Genomic DNA, 16,636 nt, shown 5'->3' on the forward strand with positions numbered 1-16,636 from the left:
AACACGGTCGATTACAGTGCTGCGAGACCTGTGCGCCGAGGCTTTCCGGGGGAGGGCACGTCGTGACCACAACCGCCGCGGCCGTGTGGGGCCGCGCCGAACAGCAGGACTTCCGGGCCCGCGTCCGGGGCTGCCTCCTCGGCGGCGCCGTCGGCGACGCCTTCGGCGCGGGCGTCGCGGCGCTCTCCCTGGAGGGGATCAGGGCCGCACACGGGGCCGAGGGGCTCACCGAGCCGGTCCCCGCGCACGGCAGACGCGGCGCCGTCACCTCCGCCACCCAGATGACCCTGTTCACCGTCGACGGGCTGATACGCGCCCAGGTCCGCCGCGACACCGGCGCCTGGCACCCACCCACCGACGTCCACCGCGCCCATCTGCGCTGGGCGGCCACCCAGCGCGACTGGGGCCCCGACGAGCGGCGTACGGACCTCGGCTGGCTGGCCCGCGAGGAGTGGCTCTACGCCCGCCGCGACCCGGCCCGCTCCTGCCTCACCGGCTTCGGCGACGAGGTCCTCGGCACCCTCGACAAGCCCAAGAACCCGGACGCGACCGACTCCGGGGCACTGGTGCGCTCGGCGCCCTTCGGGCTGCTCGTCGGCTGGGAGCCGCAGCTGGTGTGCCAACTGGCCGTGGAGTGCGCGGCGCAGACGCACGGCGGCCCCGCCGCGTATCTGGCGGCCGGGGCGCTCGCCGTCGTCGTGCACGGGCTCGCGCGCGGCGAGAGCGTGGACGGCTCGGTGCAGCGGGCGCTGGGCCAGCTCGCCCCTCGCCCCGGCCACGAGCCCGTCACGGCCGCGCTCCAGCAGGCCCTGGGTGCCGTACGCCAGGGGATGCCGAACGCGGCCCGGGTCGGCGCGCTGGGCGCCGGCGAGGACCGGGCGGAGTACCAACTCGCGGTCGCCGTCTACTGCGCCCTCGTCGGCGAGGACATCCGCCACGGCCTGCGTCTCGCGGTCAACCACGACGGCCCGTCGGCCGTCACGGGAGCCGTCACCGGCGCGCTGCTCGGCGCCCTGCACGGCGAGACGGCCCTCCCGCCGGCCTGGCTGGCCGAACTGGAGGGCCGTTCCACGGTCCTGGAGCTGGCGGACGACTTCGCGATGGAGATGACGCAGGGCGCCGCACTGCACAGCCCCTCGGAGTCGCACCCCGGCTGGCTCGCCCGCTACCCCAGGGGCTGAGCGGAGCGCTCCCCCTCGGCCTGCGGCGGTACGGCGGCGCCTTCGCCGTCGCCGTCCGAGTTGATCCGGTCCAGGACCGCGTCCCGCTCCGGGGTGTCCTCCGGCCTGATGAAGCCGATCAGGACGTAGAGGACGAGGGACGTGGCGAGCGGGGAGACGATCTGGATCTGGAGCTCGATGCCGTCCAGGCCGTAGTTGGTCAGCCAGAAGACGAACAGGCCCGCCGCCCAGGAGACCAGCGCCGCCGTGGGGCCGGACTTCCGGAAGGTCTTCAGCAGACCCAGCATGAACGGGATCGCGATCGGGCCCATCAGACCGGCCACCCACTTGATGACGACGGTGATGATGTCCTTGAAGGTGGGGGAGTTGACCTGGGTGGCGACCGCCATCGACAGGGCGAGGAACGCGATCGTCGACCAGCGCGCCGCGATCAGTCCGGCCTGCTGCGTCCAGCGACGCGCGGCCTTGCTCATGACGGGCGCGATGTCCCGGGTGAAGACGGCCGCGATGGCGTTGGCGTCGGAGGAGCACATGGCCATCGTGTGGGAGAAGAAGCCGACGATGACGAGGCCGAGCAGGCCGTGCGGCAGCAGCTGCTCGGTCATCAGGGCGTAACTGTCGGAGGCGTCGGGCTTCTTCGGGTCGACGAGCAGCGGTGCGACCCACATCGGGAAGAAGAGGACCAGCGGCCAGACGAACCACAGGACCGCCGAGAGCCGGCCGGAGCGGGTGGCCTCGCGGGCGTTGGGGGTGGCCATGTAGCGCTGGGCCTGGTTCCACATGCCGCCGCTGTACTCGAAGGTCTTGATGAAGAGATACGCGAGCAGGAAGGTCAGCGTGTACGGGCCGGCGGTCGGCGCGGTGTGGCCCTGGAGCTCGGGCCGGTCCCACACCTCCCACAGCGCGCTGACGCCGCCGAGCTTCGCGAGGACGGCGACGAGCATCGCGATGCCGGCGAAGAACTGGATGATGAACTGGCCGAGTTCGGTGAGTGCGTCGGCCCACAGACCGCCGACCGTGCAGTAGATGCCGGTGATCACGCCGGTGATGAGGATGCCCTGGTTGAGGGAGATCCCGGTGAAGACGGAGAGCAGGGTGGCGATCGCGGCCCACTTGGCACCCACGTCGACGATCTTCAGCAGCACCCCGGACCAGGCGAGCGCCTGCTGGGTGGGGAGGTTGTACCGGTTCTTCAGGTACTCCAGCGGGGAGGCCACATGGAGGCGCGAGCGCAGCCGGTTGAGACGGGGCGCGAAGAGGTGGGCCCCGATGGCGATGCCGATCGCGATGGGGAAGGACCAGGTCACGTACGACGTGACGCCGTAGGTGTACGCGATGCCGGCGTACCCCGTGAACATCACCGCGCTGTAGCCGGACATGTGGTGCGAGATGCCGGAGAGCCACCAGGGCATCTTGCCGCCGGCGGTGAAGAAGTCGGAGACGTTGTCCACGCGCTTGTGGGACCAGACTCCGATCGCGACCATGACGCCGAAATAGCCGATGAGCACGGCCCAGTCGAGACTGTTCATTGAGCCCCCTCCAGGGGTCCGGTCCGCCTTGTGAACGCCGTTCATGGTGTGGGGAGTTGCGGGGCGAAGACAACGCGGAGGAGGGTCAAGAGCACGTAAAATCGTTCTGCTTGTTGACCTGTGTTCACATCTATGAATTCAGATGGGGTCAAAAAAGGGCCGCACGGTACGCCGTCGCATACCGTGCGGCCCGGTCCCGGTCCCGGTCCCGGTCCGGGGGGCGCTACCGCATGAGCTCGCCCGCGTTGACGAGCAGCGACTGCCCGGTGATCGCCCGCGCCCGGTCCGAGGCGAGGAAGGCCGCCGCCTCCGCCACGTCCCCGTCCGTGGCCAGCTCGGGCAGCGCCATCCGCTCCGTGAGCCGCGCGAGCACCTCGTCCTTCGCCACCCCCTCCGTGTGCGCCGTGAACGTCACGTACGCCTGGACCGGCGGGCCCCACATCCAGCCCGGCAGCACGGTGTTGACCCGGATCCGGTGCGGCCCCAGCTCCCGCGCCATCGAGTACATCGCCGAGGTCAGCGCCCCCTTCGAGGCCGCGTACGCCGCCTGCCGCACCTGCGAGGGCGCGGCCACGGCCGACTGCGTACCGATCAGGACCACCGAGCCTCCCCGCTCCTTGAGCGCAGGCAGGCAGGCCCGGGTCATCCGCAGCGTGCCGAGCAGGTTGACGTCCAGGACGCCCTGCCAGGTCTCGAAGTCCGCGTCCTCGATCCCGCCGAAGTAGCTGTCCCAGGCGGCGACATGGACCACCGCGTCGATCGCGCCGAACCGCTCGAGCGCGAGCGCGGCGAGGGCCTCGCACTGCGCCTCGTCGGTGATGTCGGTGGGTCGGTGGGCGGTGTGCCGGCCTTCGGGGTCGATCTCGGTCGCCGACTTGGCGAGGTTGGCCTCGGTGCGCGCACCGAGGATCGCGTTGCCCCCGTCCCGCACCACCGTCTCGGCGATCCGGTGGCCGAGCCCGGCCCCGACACCCGACACGACCACGGTCTTTCCCTGGAGCAGCATCCGGGTGCCTCCCGACTCTGGCGATCGATCTGACGACCCGTCAGAGTAGGAGCCTCCGGAGGACAAGGGAAGGGGTACGGGCATGAGCGACGAGGGCGAGACGTACGCGGAGCTGGCGTCGGTCGGGCCGTACGGAGTGCACCCCGGCCACGCGCTGATCACGATGGTCGAACCGCACCCGGGCCACGAATACGCCTACAACCGCTGGTACGAGGACGACCACTACTACGCGGGCGCGATGGCGATGCCCTGGATGTACGCGGGCCGTCGCTGGGTCGCCACCCGCGAACTCCAGGAACTGCGCACCCCGGAGAAGTCCGCCGTCGCCCAGCCTCTGACGGTCGGCTGCTACCTCTCCACGTACTGGGTCACCGACGGCCGCTACGACGAGCACATGAAGTGGACCGTCGCCATCAACAAGCGGCTCAACCGCGACGCCCGCGTCTACCGCGACCGTACGCACGTGTTCACGGCCTTCCAGGACCACGAGGCGACCGTGTACCGCGACGGGGCGGCCGGCCCGCGGGACTTCCACGCCCTCGACCACCCCTACCAGGGGCTGGTCCTCCAGGTGATCGACGCGGAGGGGCCGGAGCAGCGGGCCGAGCTGCTCGAACGGCTGCGCGCGAGCGAACTGCCCAGGCGCCTGGCGGGCTCTCCGGCGGCGATGGTCACGGTCTTCCGTCCGACGCCGCTGCCCGGGGACCGGATGACGTACGTGAAGCAGGTCGAGGGGGTCGACACCCGGCTGACGCTGCTCTGGTTCCTGGAGCGCGACCCGCGCGCCTGCTGGGCGGAGCACTTCGCGGACCTGGCCTCGGTCGGCGGGGAGTGGGGGCGGGTCGAACTGGTCGCACCGTTCATTCCGACGGTGCCGGGCACGGACCGATATGTGGACGAACTCCGCTGAGGAAAAAGCCGAGCCCCCTCGGCCAGGACGGCGGACCGGTCGAGAGGGCTCTTTCCGTACGTTCTGTGGTGCTCTGCACACGCGGGCTCAGAGCGCCCCGTTGCTCACTTCACCGACGAAGGCGTTCCACGACGCCGAGCCGAAAGCGATGGACGGACCCTCGGGGGCCTTGGAGTCACGGACCGCAATCGCGGCCACGACAGGGGACTTGACTTCGACGCAGGCCCCGTTACCGCCGGAATACGAGGACTTCGTCCACGTGTCCGTAGCGCCCTGGAAAATCGCCATGTTCTTCACTCCGGTTCTGCCAGTAGTGTGTCGCGCCAACCTTCATGCTGGCGTGATCGACGCTACTCGCCGGTCCCGCCGCGTGGGGCTGGCGTTCACCCGACCGGATGGCATATTCCAAGTGAGCTTCCGTTGGGGCGAGTCCGGGGTGTACCGTACCGACCTCTTCCTCGGCGGCCCCGGCCGAATGGCTGCTTTCACACCCGAATCGGAGAATTCGGAAGGGCCGCCGCCAATCCGCTCTCACCCGGCGGCGTAGGACTTCGCAATGTCCGAGATGAACTCCCGGGTCTGCTCCACATTCAGGGCCTGCGCCCGCAGGTGCTCGTACATCACGCTGTACTTGGCGACGTCCTGGGCCTTCTCCAGATAGAGGTCGCTCGTCACACCCTCGATGTAGACCACGCTCGAGTCGGACGTGTCCGGGAATTCCAGGATCGCGTAATGCCCGCTGATGCCCGGATGCGCACCCATCTCGAACGGCAGCACCTGAACCGTGACGTGCGGCAGGTGCGACTGCTCGACGAGATGCTCCAACTGCTGGATCATCAGCTGCTTGTTGCCGACCACCCGGCGCAGCGCGCCCTCGTCGATGACCGCCCACAGCCGCAGCGGCCGCTCCTCGTCCTTGATCCGGTCCTGGCGCCGGGTGCGGACGGTGACCCGTTTGTCGATGTCGGTCGGGGTCGACTCCGGCAGCGCGCCGCTGATCACGGCCTCCGCGTAGCCGTGGGTCTGCAGCAGGCCGGGGATGATCTGCGGCTCGTACACCCGCAGGCTCTCCGCGTCCGTCTCCAGGCCGATGTAGACGCTGTACGGGATGTCGCCGAAGGCGTGCCACCAGCCCTGCTGGCGCGAGTCCTTGGCCATCTGCATCAGCGACTCGACGACCCGCTCGTCCTCGACCTCGTACACCCCGCAGAGGTCGCGGACATCGCGCTGACTGATCGAACGACGGCCGTTCTCGAGACGGCTGATCTTGGACTGCGACACCAGAAGACGCTCGGCCACCTGCTCGGCCGTCATGTTCTTCTGCTCCCGGAGCCGGCGCAACTCCTGGCCCAATCGGCGTCGCCTGACGGTGGGGTTGACGTTGGACGCCACGGAAACTGCACCTCCGGCTGTCGGCTGCGTAGCTGTGAGTATCTACTGCTTGGCAGACTGCCACCAAAGGTGTGGTGTGCGCTGGGAAATGACGACAACGTGTGCGGGGTGGCCGTGACGGCCACCCCGCACACGTCGTCCGTGCGGCTCCCGAATCGGGTCCTGCGGGTTCTGCGGTGCTCAGTGCACGGCGGCGCGCGCCATGCTGCCGCGGCGCGGCTGCTGCGGGACGCCGCCCGCGGCACTGCGGCGCGGCTGAGCGGCCACACCGTTCTGGACGTCCATCACGGCGTGCGCCACGAGTCCGCCCATGGGGTCGTGCCGGATCAGGTCGCGCAGCCGGGACCGCGACGACCGTCCTTCGTTCCCCGGGTACAGGTGCTTGCCGAGACCGACCGCGTGGGCCAGCGCGGCGAGCGCCGCGGTCCGCGGGTCCGGCGGTACGCCGGTGCGGATCGCACTGTCCAGCCGGGCCCTGATGTCCCGGCTGATCGCCGTGTCCGTCGCCTGGTAGCGAGTCGTCGGCAGCACTCCGCACATCTGGCCCTCCACGGCATGCACCATGCCGCAGCGCTCCAGATGAGCGAGGTAGATCTGACGCAGCCCCAGTCGGGGCCCGCCAATCCAGTGGACCGCCCGAACCGGGCTGCCGCGACGGCGCAGCAGCTCCAGTGCGGAGTCCAGAGTCGGATCTCCGGTCGGCCGTGGCATCACCACGGCGATACGATCCCCGTCAGGGGCTATCCGTCCTGCCAGAGCCAGCTCCACTAGCTGTGCTCCGGCCAGGCCGAGGTCGAGCGACTGCGGCTGCGCTGTGGTACCCGTGGCCGGGTCCAGAGCGAGCAGCAGAAGCTCCTCCGGAATTGTTCTGCGGCTCCTGCCCATCCATGCCTCCCCGCGTGGATGAGTCACAGGGTGACCCCTCTCACATTCATCTGTCGAGAGCGCCTGGGTGGTTCGGACGGGAACCAGTAGGTATGTCGTTCTCGTCTAGCACGGGGGCCAAGGGGTTCACACAGGACACTGGTACACGGTTCGGACGTACGCATGACGCATGGAGGAGGCACGGTGGCGGGCGAGTCCCCCGACAAGGCGGAGCAGCAGGAGTCTTCGAAGGAGACGCCTGCGGGTGGTGGCGGCCGGGATCCGCGGCTTTCCGTGCTCCGTGAAGCCGCGCCCTCGCCGACGCCCGGCACGGCGGGAGCCACGACGGCTTCGCCGGTCCAGGTGGACCAGCCGACGGCCGTCTTCAAGACCCTCGCCCCGCGCACGCCCGAGGACGACGCACCGGCTGAGGACGCCGGGTCGGATGACGCCGGGTCGGAGGATGTCGTGGCGGGGGACGTCGCGGTTGTGGACGCGCCGGCCGAGGACGAGGCGTCCGAGGGCGACCGTCTGCGGGCTGCGGTGGCGGCGTGGGTCGCCTCCGGCGACGAGGAGCCGGCGACGGCGGACGCGGCCGAGGAGGCGGACGACACCGCCGGTGCCGATGCCGACGACGACTCCGCGGAGGACGAGGACGAGGACGAGGGCCAGGCCGCGGACGACGCCGCCGATGGTGACGAGCCGGCCGCAGAGGCCGCAGACGCCGAGGCCACAGGCTCGGAGGCCGAGAAGGCTGACGAATCCTGGTTCGCCGCGCGCAAGCAGGCCGAGGCCGAGCCCGAGGTGGACGACAAGCCCGAGGCGGACGACAAGGCCGAGCCCAAGGCCGAGCCCAAGGCCGACCCCGAGGCCGACCCCGAGGCCGACCCCGAGCCCGAGCCCAAGGCCGAGCCCAAGGCCGACCCCGCGCCCAAGCCTGCCGTCGATCAGCCCACCGCCGTGTTCAAGGCCGTCCGGCCGCCCGTCGTGGACCAGCCGACGACCGCGCTGAAGATCCCGACGCTCCCGACGCCCCCGGCGACGCCGGCGGCCCCCAAGCCCGCCGCCGAGCGCCCGAGCACGTTCGTGCCGCTCCGCGCCGAGGCTCCCGCGGCCAAGGCCCCCGAGGTGAAGGCCCCCCAGGCCAAGGCCCCCGAGGCGAAGGCCCCCCAGGCGAAGGCCCCCGAGGCGAAGGCCCCCCAGGCCAAGGCGCCCGAGGCGAAGGCCGCGGCCCCCACCCCCGTACCCCCGCCGTCGCTCACCGAGGCCGAGCGGACCAAGCAGCAGCCCATGCCGCCGCTGCCCCCGCTCGACCTCCTCGCCGAGCTGACGAACACGCCGCCCCCGCCACCGACTCCGCTGCGCACCACCATGCGGCGGGTGCGGATCTGGACCCCGCTGGTCGTTCTTCTTCTGATCATCTTTGCAGTCGTACAGTTCGTTCGGCCGCTCCCGCCCCCCGTCCTCACCCTCACCGCCGCCCCCACCTTCACCTTCGAGGGCGGCGAGCTGAAGATGCCGTGGCCCACCGAGGGACAGGGCGCCGCCGAGGTCGAGGGCGTCGGCTCGCTCGGGACGTACGGGGCGCAGAAGCCGGCCCCGCTCGCGAGCGTGGCGAAGACGATGACGGCGTACGTGATCCTCCGCGACCACCCCATCAAGGGGAAGGAGTCCGGCCCCGAGATCACCATCGACAAGAAGGCCGCGGACGAGGCGTCGTCGGCGGACGAGTCGACGGCGGCCGTCAAGGAGGGGCAGCAGTACTCCGAGAAGGAGCTGATCCAGCTCCTCATGATCCCGTCCGCGAACAACGTCGCCCGGCTGCTCGCCCGCTGGGACGCCGGCTCGGAGGCCGCGTTCGTCGAGAAGATGAACGCCGCCGCCAAGGACCTCGGCATGACGGAGTCGACGTACACCGACCCGTCGGGCCTGCAGTCGACCACCGTCTCCACTCCGCAGGACCAGCTGAAGCTGGCGAAGGCGGTCATGCAGTACGACGTGTTCCGCGAGATCGTGAACATGCCGAACCTGACCGTCGACGGCATCCCCGGCCGGATCGAGAACAACAACAACATCCTGCTGCAGCCGGGTGTCAGCGGCATCAAGACGGGCTCCTCCACCCCGGCCGGCGGCAACCTGCTCTGGTCCGCGAACACCGTCGTCGACGGCAAGGAGCGCCGGATCCTGGGTGTGGTGATGGGCGCGAAGGACGCCGGTCTGCTGCACGAGAAGCTCCAGCTGTCGATCGACTACAGCCTCGAGCTGATCCAGGCCGCGCAGAAGGACGTCACCTCCGCGGCCGTGGTCCGCAAGGGCCAGGTCGTCGGTCATGTCGACGACGGTCTCGGCGGGAAGACCCCGGTGATCGCCACCAAGGAGCTCAAGGCGATCGGCTGGCCGGGTCTGAAGGTCGACCTGGAGATCGGCGCCGGCGGCAAGGCCGTGCCGCACGCGGGCAAGGCGGGCGACATCGTCGGCCAGGTCTCCATCGGCACCGGCGCGGGCAAGGTCAGCGCGCCGCTCGCCCTGAAGACGGACCTGGTGGAACCGGGCTTCGACAAGAAGCTGACCCGTCTGGGCTGACGCGACTGGGCGCCCCGGTCCTCCGGGGTGCCCAGCTGTTAGCGTTCCGGAGACCGAGACCATGCGCGAGAGGCAGCACGGGAGAGGGCCGCGAGTGACCACCGCCGAGCCGACACGCGCAGACGAGGGCGCGCAGACGCGAGAGCCCTCACCTCCGTCACCTCTGCGAATAAACCTCCCGGCGCCTCGCCCGCCCACGGAGACGGCACCGCCTCCGCGGCCCCGCCGTCGTAAGCGCCGCTATCCCGTCATGATCGCGACGGGCCTGGCGGCGCTCACCCACATCCTCTGGTTCCTGCTGTTCGCGAACAGCGGCGGCGACCTCGCGGCACAGGACGCGTGGGCGGAGTTCGTGGGCCGCCACCCGGACTCCGCGTACAACCTCGCCTGGTACGGCGGGATGCACCCGGTCTCGTACAGCGTGATCTCGCCGTACCTGATGTCGGTGCTCGGCGTCCGTTCGACGATGATGATCGCCGGCACGGTCTCGGCCGGTCTGACGGCGCTGATCCTGGTGCGGGTGCGGGCGGTCCGCAATCCGCTCGCCTGCTCGCTGGCCGGCGTCTTCGCGTTCCTGTGCAACGCCCTGTCGGGGCGGGTGACGTTCGGGCTCGGCATGATGTTCGCGCTCGGCGCCGTCGCCGCCGTGTTCTGCTGGCCGTACCGCTGGCGTCACCGACGCTGGGCGAAGGCGGCGGTCGCCGCCCCGCTCGCCGGTCTCGCGACCGCGTGCAGCCCGGTCGCCGGGCTCTTCCTCGGGGTCGCGGCGGCGGCGCTCTTCCTGAACAAGCGGCGCCCGGGCGCGTACGCCCTCGGCCTCGCGCCGGTGCTGGTCGTCGCGCTGTCCTCCTGGCTGTTCCCCTTCTCCGGTACGCAGCCGATGTCGCTGGGGTCGACGGCGCTGCCGTTCCTCTTCGGGGTGCTGTGCTTCCTGCTCGTGCCGCGCGAGTGGCGCACGATCCGCACCGGCGCGGCCGTGTACTCCGCCGGCACGCTGCTGACCTGGCTGATCGACTCGCAGATCGGGTCGAACGTCTCGCGCCTCGTGATGCTCTTCGCGGGCGTCGTCCTCCTCGCGGCGCTGCCCTACGCGGCCCCGCGTTCGCGTCGCTGGTACGCGCTCGTGCTCGCCTTCGTGGGACTGAACTTCTGGATCGGTTTCAAGAGCGTCGACGACGTCATCCGTACCGCCCCGGACGCGTCCTGGGCCCGCGAGGTCGCACCGCTGATCAACCAGCTGCAGGTGCGCGGGGCGGAGAAGGCGCGGGTGGAGGTCGTGCCGGCCTCCAGCCACCGCGAGTCCTCCGCCCTCACCCCGTACATCAACCTCGCGCGGGGCTGGAACCGGCAGGCGGACATGGAGCGCAACCCGCTCTTCTACGACGACACCCTGAACGCCACGAACTACCAGGACTGGCTGGACCGCTGGGCGGTGCACTACGTCGTCCTGCCGACCGGGGCGCCGGACTCGGGCGCGGAGCGGGAGGCGGAGCTGGTCGGGGACGGGCTGCCGTACCTGAAGCAGGTCTGGTCCGACGCGAACTGGCGGCTGTACGAGGTCGACGACCCGACCCCGCTGGCCGACCCGCCGGCCGAGGTGCGGCGGGCGGGCGCGAACGAGGTCGTGATCGAGGTCGACGCCCCGGGCCGGGTCCTGATCCGCGTCCCGTACTCGCCCTGGCTTGCCCTCCTCGACGAGAACGGCGGCAAGATCGAGCCGCCGGAGGAGACGGAGGCGTCGAAGGCGGCGCGCGAGGCGTCGCCGACGGAGCTGCCGAAGGTCTTCCTGAACGAGTCCGGCTGCCTGCTGAAGACGGAGGTGGACGCGGAGGGGGACGAGTGGACGGAGCTGGTGGCGCCGAAGGCGGGCGTGTACCGGCTGGCGGCGCCGTACAAGTTCTTCCCGCGGGGCACTGCATGCCCGGAGGAACTCCGCTGAGTCGGCCTTAGGGTGTGCCGCTATGGCATGCGAAGAGTGCGGCGGCGTCGGCAGGGGCCCGCTGCCGGGGATGTCCTGCCGGCACTGCGCGGACTCCCCGCGGCGCGGGTGGGGCGGGGCATGGGCGCTCGTGGCCGTGGCGGCGGTGGGCTGCCTGGCGGTGGTGGTGTCGCTGGCCGGGTCGGAGGACCGGCCGCCGGAGGCCGAGGCGGATCCGCCGGTACGGACGCTGCCGACGAGAAACGGCCCGACGGCGTTCCCAGGCGCCCCGGCACCGACGACGACGCCCCCCGACTCCCCCTCGTCCGACCCTTCAGAGCCTCCCACTCACCCCACTCACCCCCCTTCCTCCCCTCCTCCCCTCTACGAGGTGTGGGCGGGCCCGGGGTGTGAGGGCGGCGGCTACGCGGAGTCGGGCCGGTACGAGGACGGCGACGAGGGCTGGTACACGGTGAGGACGGGCGGCTACCGGGGCGGGGGCTGCGACGGCCGCTTCTCGGCGCTCCCGATGTCGGGCAGCCCGACCAAGGACCACGACAACTCGGCGACGTGGACCTGGCAGGTCGGCCCGGCGTACAGCACGTGCGACCTCGCGGTCCACATCCCCAGCCCACCCCGCCCCCAGGACGCGGCCGGCGACCCCTCCGTCTACCAACTCCTGGCGAACGGCGCCCCGTACGCGACCTTCACCCTCGACCAGCGCACGAACCCCGGCACCCTCCTCCCCACGGGCCCCCACCCCCTGCGCACCCCCACCTTCACGGTCCGCCTCCTCGACCGCGGCCAGGACTGGGGCACCCCCACCCAAGAGGGCGCCCACCACGCGGCGGGCCAGATGCGCCTGACGTGCCGGCGGGCGTAGGGACCGGAGGAGGTGGCACGGCCGTGATCACGGCGAAGGGCCAGCATCGGGGGAATGTTCCCCTGAGCTGGCCCTTTACTCTGTGCCCCCGGCAGGATTCGAACCTGCGACACCCGCTTTAGGAGTTCGATCGAAGCTGCCTCGGGTCACTCTGCACCGCGGAGTGCGGGGCCAACGGGGACCGCTCGGGGATGTTGCTGTCCACCGTCGTTGATGTCAGGTGTGGATGTCAGAAGGGGAGCCCGTCCGGGTCCTCAGAGATGCGCCGGGCGAGCTCGTCGATGACCTGAGGTACTACACGTTGGGCGTCTTCATCGTGCAGTGCTTCGACGAGAGCTTGCCGGACCGCAGGGTAGGGCTGCCCTGCGTGAGAGGTACGGGTGCGGCCGACTGCCCGCTCGATCTTCGCCATATGGGCCGCCACTATCGGCATCGCAAGGTCGTAGTCACTCGGGTTCGTAGCCATGGGGTGCAGCCGATCAGGGCGGGTTGAGGGCGTCAAGGTCAGCCGTGCGCTTCACCGGAGCATGCGCGCCGGCACGGCTCGAAGCTACCCAGCCCCTGCAGTGCGCCACGCGTCAGTGATGCAGCCCTCCTCCATATGCCACCACTCTTGATCGACTCCGTGCTGGAGGAGTCGCTTGATCTTGCCGAGCTCGGCGGTAGGCGGAATGTCGAGGGACACCATGCGGAATTGCTCGATGCCCTCACCACCCGCGCCCAGCTCGTGGAAGACGTTGATCGCACTCTGTCGGGCTGCTGCTGAGCCGCCGTCGCGAAGCACGATCAAGCGAATGGTGCAGTTGGCTGAGGCTCGGAGCACGCTGCCGGCCCAACGAGCCCCCTCGTCGTCTGTGGACGTCTCGACGATGTCGCCGATGGCGACACCCCGTACGAAGAAGGGTGTGTTCGCCAGTTCAACGGTTCCATCGCCGCGGTCGATCGCCCAGAGGCTCTCCACTCCGGCTGGGGGCCAGTCGTCCTCGATCTCAAGGCGGAAGTGGACCTTCACGTGCCCCGGGGTCGGCTCATTCATGTTCGCCAGCATGCACGATCACTGCGAGCGTCCTGGCGGGGGCTAGCGAGCGATGGGGACCTCGTAGACGATCTCGCACAGTGCGGCGGGGACGACGATGTCCGCTGTCTCCACAGGGTGGCCCTCGTCGCTGTAATAGGTCCGCCGGATGTGCGTGACGAGTGCGGCCTTCTGGATGCCGAGCAGTGAAGCCTCCTCGGCGGTCGCCTGGCGCGGCTCCGGCTGCTCGACTGCGTGGCTCACCGTGATGCCGATCTCGGCCATGCGGTTCACAACGCCAGCTCCGGCGTGCGGCCCGCCCTCGGGAAGGACGACGAGAGTCCCGCCGGTAAGGTCGTACGGCTCCCAGCTCGTCGACAACTGCACGGGGCGCCCGTCGGCGAGGAACTCGTACACGGTCCGGACGCACAGGTCCCCTTCGGTGATGCCGAGCCGCCCCGCGATCTCCGCCGGCGCCGGAACCTTGGCGTCGGTCCGGCTCTCCCAACCGCCGTTCCGCCCCACGGCCTTCATGTCCGCGCGGAATGGGGACCCATCGGGTTGCTCACGCGCCGCGGACCGAACCATCCGCACCCGCTGCCGAGGCTCGGCCACATACGTCCCTGACCCGGCCCGCCCCTCCAGCACGCCCTGGGAGATCAACAGCTCCTGGGCCCGACGGACGACGTTCTCGCCCACGCCACACTCCTGGCCGATCTGGGCGCGGGAGGGCAGCCGGTCTCCAGGTGTCCACTCGTGCTCCGCGATCCGCCGCCGGAGTTCGTCGGCGATGCGGAGGTAGGGCGGCTGCTCAGGCATATGGAAAATCTCGTCCACTAGCTCTAACCTAGTTAACTAGCTTCACTCAAAGTGATCGCCGGTGACGGAGGCTGTCCTGTGCCTGCTCCAGAAGTAAGCGCGGAGGCCATCGCCGCCCGGTTATCCGCGGTCGGGCTCACCACACGCGTGGAAGTGCACGCCAGATACACGTCGATCGAAGCGGAGGTACCGGAATCCCTCCCCGCCGAGACATGGCGGGAGGTCCTGGAAGTGGTTGCGGAGGCAGACCGGTTCGGTCTCCTCGCCACCAGCCTGGGCGGCCGCACCCTATGGGCCGTAGTACGCAAAGCGGTCCCCGCGACGGGCGATGTCCGGGGACCTGGCCATCAGCGATAGGAGCTGATCAGCATGTTCAACCGTATCCGCCGCGCCGTAGCGCGCACCAGGGAGCGGTACTCCCGAAAGGCCCGCCACCGCGCCCCGTTAACGCCCACCAGCCCCACCCTCGCCGACTGGCCGACGCCGTCGCCGAGGCAGCCCCGGGACCGCACGGACTTCCTTCCCGGTGAGGAGACCGCCCTCGTCCGCCCGTACGTACTGGCAGTCGAGGAACTCCTCGCCTGCACCTGCTTCAAGCCGGCGGAGGCCCACTGATGCCACAAACGAAGGCCACCCCCTACCGATCGACCCCGTGCCGGATCGGCACACACCGCGAGTGCGCGCACTCTTCCCCAGCGACGGCGCCGGTCGGAGTACCGGTGGTCTACGAGGAGTGCGCCTGCTCCTGCCACGCGCCGGCCTCCTCGACTACTCCGACGGGCGTGACCTCATGAACACCTGGACTCCCAGCGGTGCGATGGCCTCCACCGTCGAAATCACCTCGACCAACGTGCAGCGCGGCGACGTCATCCAGATCGGCGGCCAACCATGCCGAGTCGCCGACCTCTTCCAACTTCCCCGCGGCGCCAAGCGCCTCCTCTTCGATTCGGGCGACCTGCTGACCATGCACCCTCGAACACGACTCGTCGCCGTGCGAGTCCTCAGAAGGTGGTGATCCAACCCGTGCCGTCACTCCGCCACGCCATCGCCGACGACCTCCGGACCCAGATCACCACGGGCCTCCTCAAGCCCGGCGAACGCCTTTCCTCAGAGCCCCAGCTCGCCGCGCACTACAAGGTCAGCACGGCGACGCTGCGCAACGCCCTCGCGCTCCTCCAGGCCGAGGGCCTGATCGAGAAGATCCACGGCAAGGGCAACTTCGTCCGCCGCCTCCGCCGGAGACTCACGTACGAGGGAGGCGCCCTCACACCCATCGTCCCGACTTTCCACGTCACGGTCCACACCACCCAGCTCCGGGCCCAAGGGGCGCTGAGTGCCCTGCTGAAGGTGCCATCGCGGGCCCTGCTGACCGAGTACCTCTGCGTCAGCCACGTGGGGGAGTCCCCACACAGCCTGGCCCGCATCTACGTCCCTCGTGACCTGGCGTCGGCCGAATCGCCCTCCCGCTGGCCCAAGCCGGCAGCACTCGGGCCCCGGCTCGCGGAGACCCGAGAGAAGGTCAGCGCCCGCCTCCCCACCCCGGAGGAAGCCTCAACCCTCCGGATCAGCTCGGCGCTGGCAGTCCTCGCGATCACCCGCGTATCTGCCGACACCACAGGCTGCGTCGTCGAGGCGGCCCTCCTGGTCCTCCCCGGCGACCGCGCCGACGCTCGCTTCACCACCCACCACACGAACGAAGACAGGAGGGCCGAGGGATGACGCCCCACAACGAACTGCGCCTCCTCCCGTGGGCGGGCCCCGACGGCAAGCCCTGCTACCTGAGCACCGACAATGGCAGCAGCTACCTGTCCCGCCTGGCCGACGACACCGAAGCGATCCAACTCGACCTGGCGGCCGAGCTCGTGGCGCACGCACTGGCAGCCCTCAGCGATGACGAGACCGAACCGAAGGAACTTCGGCTCCTGGCAGCGGACCTGACAGATGCCCTCAAGGACACGCTCCGCGTAGCAACAAGCCGCGGCCGCCGCCTCGCGGCTCCGGAGGTCAGCACCCGCAGAGGCAATGAAGGCCCAAGGTTGCCGGCGGCATCCTTCGGCTAGCACTGACGAACACCCAGAGGGGCCCGGACACAGTCCGGGCCCCTCTGCATCGCAGGGCTTGCGCACACGACTCCGGAGGCCCCGTGCGTCCCATAAGTCTCCGCAGGTCACAGTCCCATGAGCGGAACGGAGCCCCTCTCCGGTCCACGAATAGGCCGCACGTTGGGGAAAGCGGTTGGACATCACCCAGCAGTGACGTGGGTACAGAGGCCGCGCTGCCGGTACCCACCAGCCACGTCGGCTCCGACGGCTGCCCAGAATGCCTTGGAATCGCGAAGGTGCCCGCCCAAGGTGTGCCAGGACAGGCGTGGGTGCTCGATCCGCAACGCGGCGAGGCCGGCGGAAGCCAGACCACATCGCTGATACTCCGGCAGCGTGTAGGGCTGCTCGACCCACGCGAGCTGACATTCTCGGCAGATCTGATAGTCGACGCTGAACGCGAACTCGCCGTCCAGATTGGCTGCCCGCTGACGCCA

At 70.2% G+C, this 16,636-nt stretch carries 16 protein-coding genes and 1 tRNA gene; 9 read left to right on the forward strand and 8 right to left on the reverse strand.

The window, feature by feature from the left end; all coding sequences use genetic code 11:
- Nucleotides 1-62: 62 nt before the first annotated feature.
- Entirely contained in the window at nt 63-1,181 is a 1,119-nt protein-coding gene (locus tag ACFV9D_RS06075; protein WP_385141604.1) for an ADP-ribosylglycohydrolase family protein, read from the forward strand.
- Here the strand turns inward: ACFV9D_RS06075 and ACFV9D_RS06080 are convergent.
- Both ACFV9D_RS06080 and ACFV9D_RS06085 read right to left on the reverse strand, forming a co-directional pair.
- Entirely contained in the window at nt 1,166-2,710 is a 1,545-nt protein-coding gene (locus tag ACFV9D_RS06080; protein WP_385141606.1) for a sodium:solute symporter family protein, read from the reverse strand. The genes ACFV9D_RS06075 and ACFV9D_RS06080 overlap by 16 nt on opposite strands.
- 223 nt (nt 2,711-2,933) lie before the next feature.
- Nucleotides 2,934-3,716 carry an SDR family oxidoreductase gene (locus ACFV9D_RS06085; RefSeq protein WP_385141609.1) on the reverse strand — a complete coding sequence of 261 codons (783 nt, stop codon included), beginning with the start codon at nt 3,714-3,716 and terminating at the stop codon, nt 2,934-2,936.
- Nucleotides 3,717-3,798: 82 nt separating this feature from the next.
- Between ACFV9D_RS06085 and ACFV9D_RS06090 the strand changes: the two genes are divergently transcribed.
- Nucleotides 3,799-4,626: a hypothetical protein gene (locus tag ACFV9D_RS06090; RefSeq protein ID WP_385141612.1), complete on the forward strand. Its 828-nt coding sequence runs from the start codon at nt 3,799-3,801 to the stop codon at nt 4,624-4,626.
- Nucleotides 4,627-4,713: 87 nt separating this feature from the next.
- On the opposite strand, the gene ACFV9D_RS06095 is transcribed toward ACFV9D_RS06090, so the two are convergent.
- The 3 genes from ACFV9D_RS06095 to ACFV9D_RS06105 all read right to left on the reverse strand — a co-directional run bounded on the left by ACFV9D_RS06095 (nt 4,714) and on the right by ACFV9D_RS06105 (nt 6,903).
- Nucleotides 4,714-4,914 carry a DUF397 domain-containing protein gene (locus ACFV9D_RS06095; RefSeq protein ID WP_385141614.1) on the reverse strand — a complete coding sequence of 67 codons (201 nt, stop codon included), beginning with the start codon at nt 4,912-4,914 and terminating at the stop codon, nt 4,714-4,716.
- 243 nt (nt 4,915-5,157) lie between these two features.
- Nucleotides 5,158-6,018, reverse strand: a complete 861-nt coding sequence (locus ACFV9D_RS06100; RefSeq protein WP_385141617.1) for a helix-turn-helix domain-containing protein — start codon at nt 6,016-6,018, stop codon at nt 5,158-5,160.
- A 180-nt stretch (nt 6,019-6,198) separates the two neighbouring features.
- Nucleotides 6,199-6,903 (reverse strand): GPP34 family phosphoprotein, encoded by a 705-nt coding sequence (locus tag ACFV9D_RS06105; RefSeq protein ID WP_385141621.1) that lies wholly within the window; start codon nt 6,901-6,903, stop codon nt 6,199-6,201.
- A gap of 162 nt (nt 6,904-7,065) precedes the next feature.
- On the opposite strand from ACFV9D_RS06105, the gene ACFV9D_RS06110 reads away from it, so the two are divergent.
- The 3 genes from ACFV9D_RS06110 to ACFV9D_RS06120 all read left to right on the forward strand — a co-directional run bounded on the left by ACFV9D_RS06110 (nt 7,066) and on the right by ACFV9D_RS06120 (nt 12,266).
- Nucleotides 7,066-9,465, forward strand: coding sequence for a serine hydrolase (locus tag ACFV9D_RS06110; RefSeq protein WP_385141624.1), 2,400 nt, complete (start codon nt 7,066-7,068; stop codon nt 9,463-9,465).
- A 250-nt stretch (nt 9,466-9,715) separates the two neighbouring features.
- Entirely contained in the window at nt 9,716-11,404 is a 1,689-nt protein-coding gene (locus ACFV9D_RS06115; protein WP_385141630.1) for an MFS transporter, read from the forward strand.
- Between the two features lie 370 nt (nt 11,405-11,774).
- Complete coding sequence (locus tag ACFV9D_RS06120) at nt 11,775-12,266, forward strand: hypothetical protein (protein ID WP_385141632.1); 492 nt, start codon at nt 11,775-11,777, stop codon at nt 12,264-12,266.
- Nucleotides 12,267-12,349: 83 nt separating this feature from the next.
- On the opposite strand, the gene ACFV9D_RS06125 is transcribed toward ACFV9D_RS06120, so the two are convergent.
- From ACFV9D_RS06125 to ACFV9D_RS06135, 3 genes are all read right to left on the reverse strand, one after another.
- Nucleotides 12,350-12,439: transfer RNA gene (locus ACFV9D_RS06125), tRNA-OTHER, on the reverse strand.
- A 377-nt stretch (nt 12,440-12,816) separates the two neighbouring features.
- Entirely contained in the window at nt 12,817-13,302 is a 486-nt protein-coding gene (locus ACFV9D_RS06130) for a DUF4265 domain-containing protein (RefSeq protein ID WP_385141635.1), read from the reverse strand.
- 42 nt (nt 13,303-13,344) lie between these two features.
- A complete protein-coding gene (locus ACFV9D_RS06135) occupies nt 13,345-14,100 on the reverse strand; it encodes a GntR family transcriptional regulator (protein WP_385141638.1) in 756 nt (251 codons plus the stop codon).
- 78 nt (nt 14,101-14,178) lie between these two features.
- On the opposite strand from ACFV9D_RS06135, the gene ACFV9D_RS06140 reads away from it, so the two are divergent.
- The 4 genes from ACFV9D_RS06140 to ACFV9D_RS06155 all read left to right on the forward strand — a co-directional run bounded on the left by ACFV9D_RS06140 (nt 14,179) and on the right by ACFV9D_RS06155 (nt 16,160).
- Nucleotides 14,179-14,457, forward strand: a complete 279-nt coding sequence (locus tag ACFV9D_RS06140; protein WP_385142371.1) for a hypothetical protein — start codon at nt 14,179-14,181, stop codon at nt 14,455-14,457.
- A gap of 376 nt (nt 14,458-14,833) precedes the next feature.
- Nucleotides 14,834-15,115 (forward strand): hypothetical protein, encoded by a 282-nt coding sequence (locus tag ACFV9D_RS06145; protein WP_385141641.1) that lies wholly within the window; start codon nt 14,834-14,836, stop codon nt 15,113-15,115.
- An 8-nt stretch (nt 15,116-15,123) separates the two neighbouring features.
- Complete coding sequence (locus tag ACFV9D_RS06150; RefSeq protein ID WP_385141644.1) at nt 15,124-15,819, forward strand: GntR family transcriptional regulator; 696 nt, start codon at nt 15,124-15,126, stop codon at nt 15,817-15,819.
- Entirely contained in the window at nt 15,816-16,160 is a 345-nt protein-coding gene (locus tag ACFV9D_RS06155; protein ID WP_385141646.1) for a hypothetical protein, read from the forward strand. The genes ACFV9D_RS06150 and ACFV9D_RS06155 overlap by 4 nt, the downstream gene beginning before the upstream one ends.
- Nucleotides 16,161-16,636 lie beyond the last annotated feature (476 nt).

The sequence above is a fragment of the Streptomyces sp. NPDC059875 genome (assembly GCF_042731085.1).
In the GTDB taxonomy this organism is placed as follows: Bacteria; Actinomycetota; Actinomycetes; order Streptomycetales; family Streptomycetaceae; genus Streptomyces.

What these genes read in the sequence shown, in the direction of transcription:
- ACFV9D_RS06155 (WP_385141646.1), top strand. Translation starts at nt 15,816, where the DNA reads ATGACGCCCCACAACGAACTGCGCCTCCTCCCGTGGGCGGGCCCCGAC.
- ACFV9D_RS06110 (WP_385141624.1), top strand. Translation starts at nt 7,066, where the DNA reads ATGACGCATGGAGGAGGCACGGTGGCGGGCGAGTCCCCCGACAAGGCG.
- ACFV9D_RS06095 (WP_385141614.1), bottom strand. Translation starts at nt 4,914, where the DNA reads ATGGCGATTTTCCAGGGCGCTACGGACACGTGGACGAAGTCCTCGTAT.
- ACFV9D_RS06105 (WP_385141621.1), bottom strand. Translation starts at nt 6,903, where the DNA reads ATGGGCAGGAGCCGCAGAACAATTCCGGAGGAGCTTCTGCTGCTCGCT.
- ACFV9D_RS06085 (WP_385141609.1), bottom strand. Translation starts at nt 3,716, where the DNA reads ATGCTGCTCCAGGGAAAGACCGTGGTCGTGTCGGGTGTCGGGGCCGGG.
- ACFV9D_RS06115 (WP_385141630.1), top strand. Translation starts at nt 9,716, where the DNA reads ATGATCGCGACGGGCCTGGCGGCGCTCACCCACATCCTCTGGTTCCTG.
- ACFV9D_RS06090 (WP_385141612.1), top strand. Translation starts at nt 3,799, where the DNA reads ATGAGCGACGAGGGCGAGACGTACGCGGAGCTGGCGTCGGTCGGGCCG.
- ACFV9D_RS06130 (WP_385141635.1), bottom strand. Translation starts at nt 13,302, where the DNA reads ATGAATGAGCCGACCCCGGGGCACGTGAAGGTCCACTTCCGCCTTGAG.
- ACFV9D_RS06080 (WP_385141606.1), bottom strand. Translation starts at nt 2,710, where the DNA reads ATGAACAGTCTCGACTGGGCCGTGCTCATCGGCTATTTCGGCGTCATG.
- ACFV9D_RS06135 (WP_385141638.1), bottom strand. Translation starts at nt 14,100, where the DNA reads ATGCCTGAGCAGCCGCCCTACCTCCGCATCGCCGACGAACTCCGGCGG.